At 64.5% G+C, this 12,615-nt stretch carries 12 protein-coding genes; 3 read left to right on the top strand and 9 right to left on the bottom strand.

Annotated elements, in window-relative coordinates:
• Positions 1 to 34 precede the first annotated feature (34 nt).
• Positions 35 to 790 carry a GPMC system MBL fold metallohydrolase gene (locus GMET_RS03830; protein ID WP_004513510.1) on the bottom strand — a complete coding sequence of 252 codons (756 nt, stop codon included), beginning with the start codon at positions 788 to 790 and terminating at the stop codon, positions 35 to 37.
• Between the two features lie 129 nt (positions 791 to 919).
• Between GMET_RS03830 and GMET_RS03835 the strand changes: the two genes are divergently transcribed.
• Together GMET_RS03835 and GMET_RS03840 are read left to right on the top strand one after the other, a co-directional pair.
• A complete protein-coding gene (locus GMET_RS03835; protein ID WP_011365721.1) occupies positions 920 to 1,939 on the top strand; it encodes a GPMC system family 4 glycosyltransferase in 1,020 nt (339 codons plus the stop codon).
• 86 nt (positions 1,940 to 2,025) lie between these two features.
• Positions 2,026 to 3,474, top strand: coding sequence for a helicase HerA-like domain-containing protein (locus tag GMET_RS03840; protein ID WP_004513512.1), 1,449 nt, complete (start codon positions 2,026 to 2,028; stop codon positions 3,472 to 3,474).
• A 77-nt stretch (positions 3,475 to 3,551) separates the two neighbouring features.
• Here GMET_RS03840 and GMET_RS03845 read toward each other — a convergent pair whose 3' ends face one another.
• The 7 genes from GMET_RS03845 to GMET_RS03875 all read right to left on the bottom strand — a co-directional run bounded on the left by GMET_RS03845 (position 3,552) and on the right by GMET_RS03875 (position 9,604).
• Positions 3,552 to 3,767, bottom strand: a complete 216-nt coding sequence (locus tag GMET_RS03845; RefSeq protein ID WP_004513513.1) for a hypothetical protein — start codon at positions 3,765 to 3,767, stop codon at positions 3,552 to 3,554.
• 246 nt (positions 3,768 to 4,013) lie between these two features.
• Positions 4,014 to 4,457 carry an acyl-CoA thioesterase gene (locus tag GMET_RS03850; RefSeq protein ID WP_004513514.1) on the bottom strand — a complete coding sequence of 148 codons (444 nt, stop codon included), beginning with the start codon at positions 4,455 to 4,457 and terminating at the stop codon, positions 4,014 to 4,016.
• Positions 4,454 to 6,856, bottom strand: coding sequence for a phosphoenolpyruvate synthase (gene ppsA, locus GMET_RS03855; protein ID WP_004513515.1), 2,403 nt, complete (start codon positions 6,854 to 6,856; stop codon positions 4,454 to 4,456). The genes GMET_RS03850 and ppsA overlap by 4 nt, the downstream gene beginning before the upstream one ends.
• A gap of 108 nt (positions 6,857 to 6,964) precedes the next feature.
• Positions 6,965 to 7,576: an NAD(P)H:quinone oxidoreductase gene (gene wrbA, locus GMET_RS03860; RefSeq protein WP_004513516.1), complete on the bottom strand. Its 612-nt coding sequence runs from the start codon at positions 7,574 to 7,576 to the stop codon at positions 6,965 to 6,967.
• A gap of 92 nt (positions 7,577 to 7,668) precedes the next feature.
• On the bottom strand, positions 7,669 to 8,061 hold the full coding sequence (locus GMET_RS03865; protein ID WP_004513517.1) for an FxsA family protein: 393 nt from the start codon (positions 8,059 to 8,061) through the stop codon (positions 7,669 to 7,671).
• Between the two features lie 23 nt (positions 8,062 to 8,084).
• Complete coding sequence (locus GMET_RS03870; protein WP_004513518.1) at positions 8,085 to 9,041, bottom strand: diguanylate cyclase; 957 nt, start codon at positions 9,039 to 9,041, stop codon at positions 8,085 to 8,087.
• A gap of 17 nt (positions 9,042 to 9,058) precedes the next feature.
• On the bottom strand, positions 9,059 to 9,604 hold the full coding sequence (locus GMET_RS03875; protein ID WP_004513519.1) for a beta-class carbonic anhydrase: 546 nt from the start codon (positions 9,602 to 9,604) through the stop codon (positions 9,059 to 9,061).
• A gap of 183 nt (positions 9,605 to 9,787) precedes the next feature.
• Between GMET_RS03875 and GMET_RS03880 the strand changes: the two genes are divergently transcribed.
• Positions 9,788 to 11,161: an OmpA family protein gene (locus GMET_RS03880; protein ID WP_004513520.1), complete on the top strand. Its 1,374-nt coding sequence runs from the start codon at positions 9,788 to 9,790 to the stop codon at positions 11,159 to 11,161.
• Positions 11,162 to 11,241: 80 nt separating this feature from the next.
• Here the strand turns inward: GMET_RS03880 and GMET_RS03885 are convergent, their stop codons facing one another.
• Positions 11,242 to 12,606, bottom strand: a complete 1,365-nt coding sequence (locus GMET_RS03885; RefSeq protein ID WP_004513521.1) for a sigma-54-dependent transcriptional regulator — start codon at positions 12,604 to 12,606, stop codon at positions 11,242 to 11,244.
• Between the last annotated feature and the right edge of the window lie 9 nt (positions 12,607 to 12,615).

Below are 12,615 nucleotides of genomic sequence, written 5' to 3' on the forward strand. Positions count from 1 at the left end.
GGGAACCTTATGCCGCTTGTTTGGTCAGCTCCGTCTACAAAGCAATCTCCATGCCGTCGTATGCAAACTCAACACCTTCGGGGAGCCGCGACTCATCCCCATGGGCCACCTCGTGGGTCAGGTGGGTAAGGATGGCCCGCTTTGGCTTCAGTTGCTCCACGATCCTGAGCGCCCCCTCGATGTTGAAGTGGTTCTCGTGGGGAGTGTAGCGGAGGGCGTCCATGATGAGGATGTCCAGGCCGGTCAGGAGCGATAGCGACGAGTCGGGGATGCGGCTGCAGTCGGTGAGGTAGGCGGCGCCGTCGATCCGGTAGCCGGTGGCGGGCATGGCGCCGTGGTAGAGATGGATCGGGACGATGCTCTGCCCGAAAAGGGCGAACGGTTCGTTCACAATGTGGGCTTCCATGAGGGGAGAGTAGCCGACCACCTCCAGCCCCCGGAAGATGTAGGAGAAGTTCCTTTGCACCGCCTCCATGGTTGTCCGGCTGCCGTGGCAGGGGATCACCCGGCGGTGGATGAAGTGAAAACCGCGCAGGTCGTCAATGCCGTTTATGTGGTCGGCGTGGGGATGGGTGAGGAGTACCGCGTCGATGTAGGGAATCCGCTGACGCAGGGCCTGGCGCCGGAGGTCCGGCGAGGTGTCCACGAGGATGTACTTCCCCGCCGTCTCGATCATGATAGAGGACCGGGTTCGCTTGTCCTTCGGGTCGCTTGACGAGCAGACGGGACAGTGGCAGCCGACCATGGGGACGCCGGTTGAGGTGCCGCTGCCGAGAATGGTTATTTTCATGTGGTGAATTCCCTGTAAAATATCTACGAAAAATACCATGAGCCGGAGCAGCCCTGCAAGGGCTTTGTCCTTGCATCGGAAGGCGCAGTCAGGCTACTATCCTCGCTCCGAGAGGAGCCTCCCGCATACATGAAAATTGCCCTCATCACTCCCTACTATGCCCCGCCGGTGCGGGGGAACGCCGTTACCGTCAGGCGCATTGCAGCGCATCTTGCCACTGCCGGGTGCGAGGCGGCCGTCTACTCCCTCGACTGTCTGACCGCGGCCCAAATCCTTGAGGAGATCAGGCAGATGAAGCCGGACGCGATCCACGGTTTCCACGCCTATCTCGGGGGGCGGGTGGCCCGGGAGATCGCCCGCGTCGTCGGTATCCCCTACATCGTCACCCTGACCGGTTCCGATGTCTACGAAGCCCTTGCTGACGATCGGCGGGAAGAATCCCTTGCTGTCCTGCGTGATGCGACTGCCATCGTTGCCTTTGACCCCAGCGTCAAGCACCGCGTGGTCGATCACCACCCGAGTCTGGCGGCAAAGACCCGGATCATTCCCCAGGGGGTTGAGCTTCCCGGCGAGATTTTTTGCTGGGGAGAGGAGCGCTTCGACGCCGGAGAAATCGTCTTTTTTCTGCCGGCCGGGCTTCGGCCGGTGAAAAACGTCGGCTTCCCGCTGGCTACCATGGCGGAACTCCACGGGGAGGATTCCCGCGTCCGGCTTGTGGCGGCCGGCCCGGTCCTCGACGAAACGTATGGGGCAACGGTTCTGGCGGAGATGGTGCGCCATCCCTTCGCCCGCTACCTGGGGGAGGTGGGGCATGACGCCATTGGTGCCATCTACCGGCGTGCCGACGTGGTCCTCAATACCTCCATCTTCGAGGGGGGGATGGCCAACAGCGTGCTGGAGGCCATGGCCTTCGGCCGGCCGGTCCTGGCGGCGGACATCGAGGGGAACCGCTCCATCGTGAAGGAGGGGAAGACAGGGCTCCTTTACCGGGACGAGGGGGAGTTGCTCCAAAAGGCCCGGGACCTGCTGCAGGACGACGGGCTGCGCCGGCGGCTCGGCGAGCAGGGGCGCCGGTTCGTGGAGGAGCGGTTTTCGGCCGGGCGGGAGGCGGAGGCGTACCGGGAACTCTATGGGTGGGTGCTGGGGTGAGGGTGCGTTCCGGTTGGAGAAATGGTTGGCGGTAGTTCAGCGGCAACACTTCAAGAGGATGCCATGAAGGAAAGGGAGGAAGATATATGGGTACTGCACTGGACGCACTGCTGATAGCCAAGGGAGAGAAGGAAGTCTGCCTCCTGCCGCGGATGGCCAACCGCCACGGGCTCGTGGCCGGCGCCACCGGCACCGGCAAGACGGTGACGCTGCGGGTGCTGGCCGAGCGGTTCAGCGCCATCGGCGTGCCGGTCTTCATGGCCGATGTGAAGGGGGACCTGTCGGGGCTGGCCCTGCCGGGGGACGAGAACCCCAAGGTGGCCGAACGGGTGGCGAAGATGGGGCTTGAGGGATTCGCCTGCAGCGGTTTCCCCGTGGTCTTCTGGGACGTCTTCGGGGAGCAGGGGCACCCGGTCCGGACCACGGTCTCTGAGATGGGGCCGCTTCTCCTGTCGCGGCTCCTGAACCTGAACGACGTCCAGAGCGGGGTCCTCAACGTCATCTTCAAGGTGGCCGACGACAACGGCCTGCTGCTCCTCGACTTCAAGGACCTCCAGGCCATGGTCCGCTACGTGGGGGACAACGCCGCCGAGTTCCAGACCGCCTACGGCAACATCTCCGCCGCCAGCATCGGCGCCATCCAGCGGAACCTCCTGGCCTTGGGCGAGCAGGGGGCGGAGCAGTTCTTCGGGGAGCCGGCCCTGAACCTCCAGGACTTCATGCAGACCGACTCCGACGGCCGGGGGGTGATCAACATCCTCGCCGCCGACAAGCTGATGCAGTCGCCCAAGCTCTATGCCACCTTCCTCCTCTGGATGCTGTCGGAGCTCTTCGAGCAGCTCCCCGAGGCCGGGGACCCGGAGAAGCCGAACCTGGTCTTTTTCTTCGACGAGGCGCACCTCCTCTTTGACGACGCCCCCAAGGCCCTGGTGGAGAAGATTGAGCAGGTGGTGCGGCTCATCCGCTCCAAGGGGGTGGGGATCTACTTCGTGACCCAGAACCCCGTCGACCTCCCCGATACGGTGCTGGGGCAGCTGGGGAATCGAGTCCAGCACGCCCTGCGGGCCTTCACCCCCAAGGACCAGAAGGGGGTCAGGGCTGCTGCGGAAACCTTCCGGGCCAACCCCGCTTTCTCCGTGGAGACGGTCATCACCCAGCTGGAGGTGGGGGAAGCTCTTGTATCGGTCCTGGACGGGAAGGGGGCCCCCACCGTGGTGGAGCGGGCCCTGGTCTGCCCACCCCAGAGCCGCTTCGCCCCCCTCGCGGGTGCCGAGCGGACCGCGGTCATCGCCCGCTCGCCCCTGGCCGGTTTCTACGAGAAAGCGGTGGACCGGGAATCGGCCTACGAGACGCTCAAGGCCAAGACCGAGGCGGCAGCGCCGGCGCCAGAGGAGGGGAAGAGCGAAGTGGCAAGCCAGGTGGGGACGGTGCTCGGGGCCTTTGCCAAGAGCGCGGCCCACGCCATCGGCAGTCAGGTGGGACGCCAGATTATCCGGGGGGGGCTGGGATCCCTCTTTGGCGGAGGGCGGCGGTAACAGCATGCCGGTGCTGGAAACAGCAAAAAGGGCGACCCCTCCAGGTCGCCCTTTTTTTGATAGCATCCGGAATGCCGCTATCTCGTGAAGTAGCCGTCCGAGAGCGTCTTCAGGAAGAGGACGATGTTGTCCACCTGGGGCCGAGGGAAAAATCCCATGGCGGTGCGGTTCTGGTCCACTTCCGGCGGCGGGAACATGGTGGCCATGGCTTCGCAGTTTCCGCCCATGCCGCCACCGCCTCCCATGCCGCCGCACATGCCGCTATCCATGGCCGCACGCCAGTGGTAGTCCACCGGTCGGGGTCCGTTCCGCTGCCGGGACATCCCATGGCGCCACCCATACCGCCACCGCCCATGCCGCCACTGCCGCACTTGAGCCTGGTGACGTCCTTGCCGGCCGCTATGGCATTATCCCAGAACTGGAGGGGAGTTGCCGCATTTTTCGTAGGTTAATCAGGAAGGGATTAATCGGTGTTTGTCCCATAAAAGCAAGAGGGCCTCCGGAGAAGCCCTCTTGGGCTGCGATAATTGCCGCGTTGGTCACTTCCTCTCCCGGCGCCTGGCCCGGCGCTCCCCGGACGCTTCGCAGCGGCGCCGCTCCTCCTCGGTGCGGGGTTCCCACGGCGGGACCTCCGTCGGCTTCCCTCCCTTGTCCAGGGCCACCATGGTGAAGTATCCCCGGGCCGCCTCGTAACTCTGCCCCGTGAAGACATCCTCCGCCTCAACCATTACCGCCATGTCGATGGACGTTCGGCCGGTACAGACCACCCGGGCCTCCACCTTGACCACCTCCCCCACATGCACCGGCCGGATGAAGGCGATCTCCTCGGCCCCGGCGGTGACCATGTCGCACCGGGCGTAGCGCCAGGCGGTGATGGCCGCCGCCTTGTCCATGAGGCTCATGAGCACCCCGCCGAAGATGTTTCCCGCAGAATTGGTGTCCTGGGGGAGGAGGGTCTCGATGAGGGTCCAGTCGCGGTTCATGGTTTCTCTATCTCCTTTTCCATCTCCAGCACCCGCAAGGTGATCTTCAGGATCGAGTCCGGATTTAACGAGATGGAGTCGATCCCCTCCCGAACCAGGAAGGCGGCGAACTCCGGGTAGTCGCTGGGGGCCTGGCCGCAGATGCCGCTGTGGCGGTGATTGCGCCGCGCCCCTTCCACCACGCTGGCGATGAGGCGCATGACCCCCGGGTCCCGCTCGTCGAAGACGTGGGCCACCAGGGCCGAGTCCCGGTCGATGCCGAGGGTGAGCTGGGTCAGGTCGTTGGAGCCGATGGAGAAGCCGTCGAAGAGCTGCGAGAATTCGTCGATCATGATGACGTTGTTCGGTATCTCGCACATGACGTAGACACCGAGGCCGTTCTCTCCCCGCACGAGGCCGTTTGCCGCCATCTCCGCCAGGACCTTCTCCGCCTCCACGATCCGCCGGCAGAAGGGGATCATGGGGATCACGTTCACAAGCCCCATTTCGTCCCGCACCCGTTTCAGCGCCCGGCACTCCAGGGCGAACCCCTCCCGGTACCGCTCGTCGTAGTAGCGCGAAGCCCCCCGGAAGCCGATCATGGGGTTCTCCTCAGCGGGCTCGAAGGCCCGCCCCCCCAAGAGCGAGGCGTACTCGTTGGACTTGAAATCGCTCATCCGGACAATGACCGGCTTCGGGTGGAAGGCAGCGGCGATGGTGCCGATCCCCTCGGCCAGCTTCTCCACGAAGTAGGCGGGCGGATCGGGGTAGCCGGCGGTGAGGCGCCCGATCTCGCGGCGGGACGCCTCGTCCTCTACCCGCTCCGGGTGAACGAGGGCCATGGGGTGGACCTTGATGTGGTTGGTGATGATGAACTCCATCCGGGCGAGCCCCACGCCGTCGTTGGGGATCCGGCAGAGGGAGAAGGCCTCCTCCGGGTTCCCCAGGTTCATCATGATCCTGGTCCGGGGGCGGCGCATCCCCGAGAGGTCCACCCGCTCAATCCGGAAAGGGAGCGCGCCGTCGTAAATACGCCCCACGTCCCCTTCGGCGCAGGAGACGGTGATCTCCCGGCCCGGGGCGATCCGCCCGGTGCCGTCGCCGGTCCCCACCACCGACGGAATCCCCAGCTCGCGGCTCACGATGGCCGCATGGCAGGTACGCCCCCCCTTGTTGGTGACGATGGCGGCGGCGGTCTTCATGACCGGCTCCCAGTCAGGAGTGGTGGTGTCGGCCACCAGGACCTCGCCGGGGCTGAATTCGTTCAATTTGTGGACATCGGTGATGACCCGGGCCGGGCCGACGGCGATCTTCCCGCCGACGCTGGTGCCGGTGACAAGGACTTCCCCCTTGCGCTCCAGAACATATGTTTCGAGAAAGTCGAGCCGCTTCTGGGATTCCACCGTCTCGGGGCGGGCCTGGACGATGAAGAGCTCCCCCGAAACCCCGTCCTTGGCCCATTCGATGTCCATGGGGACGTCGTGGCCGGCCCGCTTCGAGTAGTGCTCTTCGATGAGAAGGGCCTGGCGGGCCAGCTCCAGCACCTCTGCGTCGGCCAGGCAGTAGTGGCGCCGCTCCTCCCTGGGCACCTCCACGTTCTTCGTCAGGTGTTTGGAGGTGCCAGTGCCGTAGATCATCTTGATCTTCTTCTCACCGAGCTTGCGCCGGACGATGGGGCGGAATCCCTGGCGGAGGGGCGGCTTGAAGACGGTGAACTCGTCGGGGTTCACGGCCCCCTGGACCACGTTCTCCCCCAGGCCCCAGGCGCCGGTGACCAGCACCGTGTCCCGGAAGCCGGTCTCGGTGTCGAGGGTGAAGATGACGCCGCTGGAGGCCCGGTCCGACCGGACCATCTTCATGACCCCGATGGAGAGCCCCACCTTGAAGTGGTCGAACCCCTGGTCGATGCGGTAGGAGATGGCCCGGTCGGTGAAGAGCGATGCAAAGCAGCGGCGGCAGGCGTCCAGGAGCTGCACCTCGCCCCGGATATTCAGGTAGGTTTCCTGCTGACCGGCGAAGGAGGCGGTGGGGAGGTCCTCGGCGGTGGCGGAGCTGCGGACCGCCACATCGCAGTTCTCGCCGTACTCAATGCAGAGCCGGCGGTAGGCGGCCGTGATTTCCGCCGCCAGGTCCGCCGGGAGCGGCGCGCCGCAGATAAGCTCCCGCACCCGGTGGCCTCGCAAGGCCAGGTCGTCCACGTCCTCCTTGTGGAGTTTCGCCAGGGTCCGCCGCATCTCGTCCAGCACCCCGGCAGAGCGGACCAGGTACCAGTAGGCCTCCGCGGTTATGGCGAAGCCGTTGGGTATCTTCACCCCCAGGGGGCGGAGTTCCCGGTACATCTCCCCGAGGGAGGCGTTTTTACCTCCCACGAGGGGGACGTCGTCGATGGTGATTGCGGAGAACCAGCGGATCCAGGTCATGGGGGAACCTCCCTGTTGCCCCTCGCCCCCAGCCCCTCTCACCGAGGGCGAGGGGAGACACCAAACCCCTCCCTCGGGGAGAGGGTGGCCGTAGGCCGGGTGAGGGGTTTATCCTTTTAGCTTCGCCGCGATTTCCGCAATGTACTTCCCTTGGTAGCGGGCGCCGGCCAGTTCGTTCTCGCTGGGGAGACGCTCTCCCTGGCCTCCGGCAATGGTGGAGGCGCCGTAGGGGGAACCACCGGTGATCTCGTCGATCCGCATCTGGCCGGCAAAGGCGTAGGGGAGCCCCACGAGCACCATCCCCTGGTGGAGGAGGAAGGTGTGGAAGGTGAGGATGGTGGACTCCTGGCCGCCGTGCTGGGTGGCGGAGCTGGTGAAGACCCCTCCCGCCTTCCCCACGAGGCCTCCCTTCACCCAGAGGCCGCCGGTGGCGTCCAGGAACTGGCGCATCTGGCCGCACATGTTGCCGAAGCGGGTCGGGGTGCCGAAGATGATGGCGTCGGCGGCGGCCAACTCGTCCACGGTGCAGACGGGGATGTGGGCAAAGGCCTTCTGGGGCTCGACGGCCCCCATTTTCTGCAATACGTCGGTTGGCAGGGTTTCCGGGACACGGCGGAGCACCGCCTCGGCGCCCGAGACCTCCCGGACCCCTTCGGCCACGGCCTCGGCCATCCGGTAAATGTGGCCGTACATGGAATAGAACGGAATGAGTACCTTCATGGGTGAGTCCTCCTTGATGCAAGTATGTTCGGCATCATCAAGGGTACCGCATTACGGGGCTGATGCAACGGAAGGGAGGTCGGCGGGGAGGGTCAGTGGCGGCGGATGATGACCTGGCCGCTGGCGAGTTTCTTCTGGAGCCAGAGCCCCAAGAACTGCTTGATTATTGTGCGGGTGGCGGGGATGAGGAAAAAGAGGCCGAGAAAGTCGGAGAAGAAGCCGGGGGTGAGGAGCAGGATGCCTCCCACAAGGACGACGGCGCCGTCCAGGATGCTGGCGGCCGGAAGCCGCCCTGCGGCCAGCTCGCTCTGGATGGTGCGGAGGATGGCGAATCCCTGGTGCCGGACGAGCCACGCCCCGGCAAAGCTGATGAGGAGAAGGAGGGCCACGGTGGGGAGGGCGCCGATGAGTCTCCCGACCCTGATGAGGAGATAGAGTTCGATGACCGGGACAACGCTGAAGATGAGGAAGAGCCTGAAGAGCATAGGTGACGGTGACGGTCGCCGAATCAGCCGGAAACGGCGTTCCCCCCCGAGGCCTTGGCGGCGTCGAGGGCCTCAAGGGCGCCCCTGAGCAGGGTGAGGCTGTCCGAGCCGACGGCGGCTTCGGCAACCCCCACCGATATGGTGAGGGGGGGAAGCATGCGGCCGTCATGGATGTCGATGACGGTGTTGGTCAGCCGCTGGCGAAGGCGTTCGGCGATCATCCGGGCCGTGGCGACTCCGGTTTCGGGGAGGAGGATGGCGAAGGTGTCCCCCCCGTAGCGGGCCACCACCTCGGTGGGACGGAGGTAGTTGCGCAGGGCCTTGGACACGGCATGGAGCGCCCGGTCTCCGCCGATGCGGCCGTGCTCTTCGTTGAAGGCGCGGAAGTGGTCGATGTCGATCATCATGAGGGAGAGGGGTTTACCGCTGGAGGCGGCGCGGCCTGCCTGGCGCTCCAGGACCCCTTCCAACCAGCGGCGGGTCTGGAAACCGGTAAGGGGGTCGACGATGCTCTGGTCGTGGAGGGCGTATTCGCGCGCCGTTCCGGCAAAGCTCTCGCGGCTCGGGTCGTGGCGCCGCCGCAGGAGGATGCCGAGGAGGTTGCAGGCGGCGGCGTGGGATGCCTGGGCCAGGGACCAGATGAGGTCCTCCTCCATGACGAGGACGCGGCAGGGCTCGGCAGCCACCAGCAGGCACGGGACGCCCGGTTCTCCCGCGGAGAACGTCTCGCCGATGATATCCCCCGGTTCCAGAAAGAGGGGATCATTGGTCTCCCGAACGTCATAGTGGAGGGCAAGGCGCCCCGACAGGAGCACCGAGAGACTGCGGTCGAGGGGGCCGTCAGGTTCGAACCGCTCGCCCCGGGGGAGTTCCTGGGCCGTGCAGTGGGCCAAGATTCCCTCGATGCACTCCAGGGGGACGAAGCGGAAAAGGGGAACCGTTTCCAGTTCGGCGGTGCTGAAGAGGGAGTCGTGGGTCATGTCGCTCCTCACGGGGCTCAGTAGCCCCTCACTACCACGTCCAGGTGACCGTCGTTGGGGCAGAAGATGAGGCCGTGGATCGGCACGTCCCGGGGGATGAGAGGGTTCTGGCGGAGAACGGAAACCACCCGCCCGACGTTCTCCTCGGGGCAGGAGAAGGCCCCCATCCACTGGGCCAGGTCTGGCACCTGGGCTTCGATGATCGCAGGATCCACGCCCCGCGCAATCATCCGCTCTTTCAGGGCCTTGGCATCGACGCTGGCCATGCCGCAGTCCTGGTGCCCGATTACGAAGATTTCCTCCACGCCGAGCATGAAAATGGCCGCCACGAGGCTCCTCACCACGCCGCCGCTCATGGGGTCGACGATGGTGTTGCCGGCGTTCTTGATGACCTTAGCATCACCGCGCTTGATTCCCATGGCCGGTTCCAGAAAGTCCACGAGCCGGGTATCCATGCAGGTGAAGATGGCGAACTGCTTCCTCGGGTTCTTGGGAAGGGGAGGGAATACCCCGGGGCGGACGAACTCCCTGTTGGCGTCGAGGATCGTGTCGAGAAGGGTCATCGGGCACCTCGCGTTTTCGCATGGTTTGAGCGTGCATCTATATAACCCGGCCGTGGTGCGACCTGTCAACCGTTTTCATGACGAGCTTCGCGCATTTGCATCCGTTGACAAGCGGTAATGCCGGTCTATAGTTTTTCCGAGATTGACTTGAGGCTGCCTTACACAGAACAAGGAGGTTCCGCGATGAAGAGACTATTGGCTGCAGGATGCGCACTTTTCGCCCTTGCCTTTGCCACGACGGCGATGGCGGAGGTGAAGCCGGGTTCATTTGCCATCACTCCCTACGTGGGAGGATACACCTTCGATGGCGAGCAGCACATCAAGACGGGCCCCACCTTCGGTATCCGTGGTGGGTACAATTTTACGAAAAACTGTGGGCTTGAAGGGGTCTTCGGCTATACCCCCACCGAGCAGACAAAGCGCGAGTCCGATGTTGATGCCATCACCTACCGTCTTGAGGGGCTCTATCACTTCATGCCGGAAAAGGATCTGGTGCCGTTTCTGGCCGTTGGCGGCGGCGGAATCACCATCGACAGTGAGGGCGCCGGGGTGAAGAGCCGTACCGACGGCATCGTCACGGCCGGTGGTGGCCTCAAGTATTTCATCAACGAGGCGCTTGCGGTGCGGACCGATGGCCGCTACATCCTCGACCTGAGCCGGACGCTCAGCAACTGGGAATACACCGTCGGCCTCAGTTTCCTGTTTGGCGGCGAGAAGAAGGCTGTCGCTCCCGTAGCCCCCGCGGCTGCTCCTGCTGAAGCGACCCCGGCACCCGAGGCCCCTCCCGCAGTCATGGCTGCCGAGCCGCGCCCTGGCCTCATGAAGTACTGCACCGATCTCAAGATCGAGTTCGACATCGACAAGGCCGACATCCGGCCCCAGTACAAGGACGAGGTGAAGCGTGTCGCCGACTACATGAAGCAGTATCCGAACACCACGGCGGTCATCGAAGGGTATACCGACGACGTGGGGAGCGACGACTACAACATGAAGCTCTCCCAGCGGCGGGCCGAAGCCGTTGTGAATTCCCTCGTGGATGATTTCGGGATTGACCGCTCACGCCTCTCCGCCAAGGGGTATGGGAAGACCCAGCCCCTTACCTCCAACGCCACCGAGGCGGGAAAACAGAAGAACCGCAGGATCCAGGCGGTCATCGACTGCACCCTGGAGGATCCCAAGGTTATCGCCAAGCTTCCGGACCGGCTCTGTGTGAGCCTCAATATCCAGTTCGACACCGACAAGTACACCATCAAGCCCCAGTACCATGACGAAATAGCCAAGGTGGGCGAGTTCATGAAGCAAAATCCCACGACAACCGCAGTTATCGAAGGGCACACCGACCGCGTGGGGAGCTACGACTACAACATGAAGCTCTCCCTGCGCCGCGCCGAGAGTGTCGTGACCTATCTGGCCGACAAGTTCGGCATCGAGAGATCCCGCCTCTCCGCCAAGGGGTACGGCTATACCCGCCCCATCGGCTACAACTCCGACCCGAAGGGACGCGCCATGAACCGGCGGATCAACGCCATCATCGACTGCGTGTTGCAGCAGAAGTAAGAAATAAACTCTCTTCTTCAAGAGAAAAGGCCGTCTCCCTAGTGGGGGACGGCCTTTTCTCTTGGTGGGATACCCAAAGCTCATTTCCTGGCGTCGATCCCGTAGCTCTTCATCTTCCGGTAGAGATTGCTCCGTTCCAGCTCGATTGCCTCGGCGGTGCGGGAGATGTTCCAGCCGTTCTCCTCCAGCTTCTGGAGGATGAATTCCCGCTCGAACCCCTCCCGGGCTTCCCGGAGGGAGTTGAGCTCAAGGGGAGCTCCGGGGCGGTGCGCCTCGCCGGCTGCGCTGCCGATGGTGTCAGGGACCTGGTCGGGGGTGATGACCTTTCCCGGCGTCATGATGACGAGCCGCTCGATGATGTTGCGCAGCTCCCGCACGTTGCCGGGCCAGTCGTACCCCTTGAGGAGTTCCACCGTCTCCGGGAGCATCTTCTTGCGCTCCTGTCCCTCCCGCTGGGCGAAGATGGCGAGGAAATGCTCCACCAGGAGCGGGATGTCATCCCGCCGCTCCCTGAGCGGCGGCACCGTGAAGGGGACCACGTTGAGGCGATAGAAGAGGTCTTCGCGGAAGGTGCCGCCGCGGATCTCGCCGGGGAGGTCCTTGTTGGTGGCCGCCACCACCCGCACATCCACCTCGATGGTCTTTGTCCCTCCCACCCGCTCGAATTTCCGCTCCTGGAGGATGCGGAGCACCTTGGCCTGGGTCTTCAGGGACATGTCGCCGATCTCGTCCAGGAAGATGGTGCCGCCGTCGGCCAGGTCGAATTTCCCCTTCTTCTGGGCCACGGCGCCGGTGAAGGCTCCTTTTTCGTGGCCGAAAAGCTCGCTTTCGATGAGCTCCTCGGGGAGGGCGGCGCAGTTGATCTCCACAAAGGGCTTCTCCTTGCGGGGGCTCCAGTGGTGGATGGCCCGGGCCACCAGCTCCTTGCCGGTGCCGTTCTCGCCGGTGATGAGCACCGAGGCGTTGGTGGCCGCCACGCGCCTCACCTGCTCCTGGAGCTGGAGAATGGCCGGGGTGTTCCCCACCATGTCGTGTCCCTTGAAAGCCACGGTGCGCAGGGTGTCGTTCTCGGCCTTGAGGCGCCCCACGTCGAGGCCGTTTTTTACGGTGACGAGAACCTTTTCCAGGGAGAGGGGTTTCTCGATGAAGTCATAGGCCCCGAGCTTCGTGGACTTCACCGCCGTTTCGATGGTGCCGTGGCCCGACATCATCACTACGGTCAGGAGGGGGTGGAACTCCTTGAGGGCCTGAAGGGTCTCCAGGCCGTCAAGCCGCGGCATCCAGATGTCGAGGAGCACCAGGTCGGGGTTCTCCTTCTTGGCCATGTCGAGGGCTTCCAGGCCGTCCTTGGCGAAGACGGGGCGGTATCCCTCGTCTTCGAGGATGCCGGCCAGGGCCGTGCGGATGTTCTGTTCGTCATCGACGACGAGTATTGTTTCGTTCATGGGTGGATC

Origin of the sequence: Geobacter metallireducens GS-15, from assembly GCF_000012925.1 — a bacterium.
Lineage (GTDB): Bacteria > Desulfobacterota > Desulfuromonadia > Geobacterales > Geobacteraceae > Geobacter > Geobacter metallireducens.

What these genes read in the sequence shown, in the direction of transcription:
- GMET_RS03830 (WP_004513510.1), bottom strand. Translation starts at nt 790, where the DNA reads ATGAAAATAACCATTCTCGGCAGCGGCACCTCAACCGGCGTCCCCATG.
- GMET_RS03835 (WP_011365721.1), top strand. Translation starts at nt 920, where the DNA reads ATGAAAATTGCCCTCATCACTCCCTACTATGCCCCGCCGGTGCGGGGG.
- GMET_RS03840 (WP_004513512.1), top strand. Translation starts at nt 2,026, where the DNA reads ATGGGTACTGCACTGGACGCACTGCTGATAGCCAAGGGAGAGAAGGAA.
- GMET_RS03850 (WP_004513514.1), bottom strand. Translation starts at nt 4,457, where the DNA reads ATGAACCGCGACTGGACCCTCATCGAGACCCTCCTCCCCCAGGACACC.
- ppsA (WP_004513515.1), bottom strand. Translation starts at nt 6,856, where the DNA reads ATGACCTGGATCCGCTGGTTCTCCGCAATCACCATCGACGACGTCCCC.
- wrbA (WP_004513516.1), bottom strand. Translation starts at nt 7,576, where the DNA reads ATGAAGGTACTCATTCCGTTCTATTCCATGTACGGCCACATTTACCGG.
- GMET_RS03865 (WP_004513517.1), bottom strand. Translation starts at nt 8,061, where the DNA reads ATGCTCTTCAGGCTCTTCCTCATCTTCAGCGTTGTCCCGGTCATCGAA.
- GMET_RS03870 (WP_004513518.1), bottom strand. Translation starts at nt 9,041, where the DNA reads ATGACCCACGACTCCCTCTTCAGCACCGCCGAACTGGAAACGGTTCCC.
- GMET_RS03875 (WP_004513519.1), bottom strand. Translation starts at nt 9,604, where the DNA reads ATGACCCTTCTCGACACGATCCTCGACGCCAACAGGGAGTTCGTCCGC.
- GMET_RS03880 (WP_004513520.1), top strand. Translation starts at nt 9,788, where the DNA reads ATGAAGAGACTATTGGCTGCAGGATGCGCACTTTTCGCCCTTGCCTTT.
- GMET_RS03885 (WP_004513521.1), bottom strand. Translation starts at nt 12,606, where the DNA reads ATGAACGAAACAATACTCGTCGTCGATGACGAACAGAACATCCGCACG.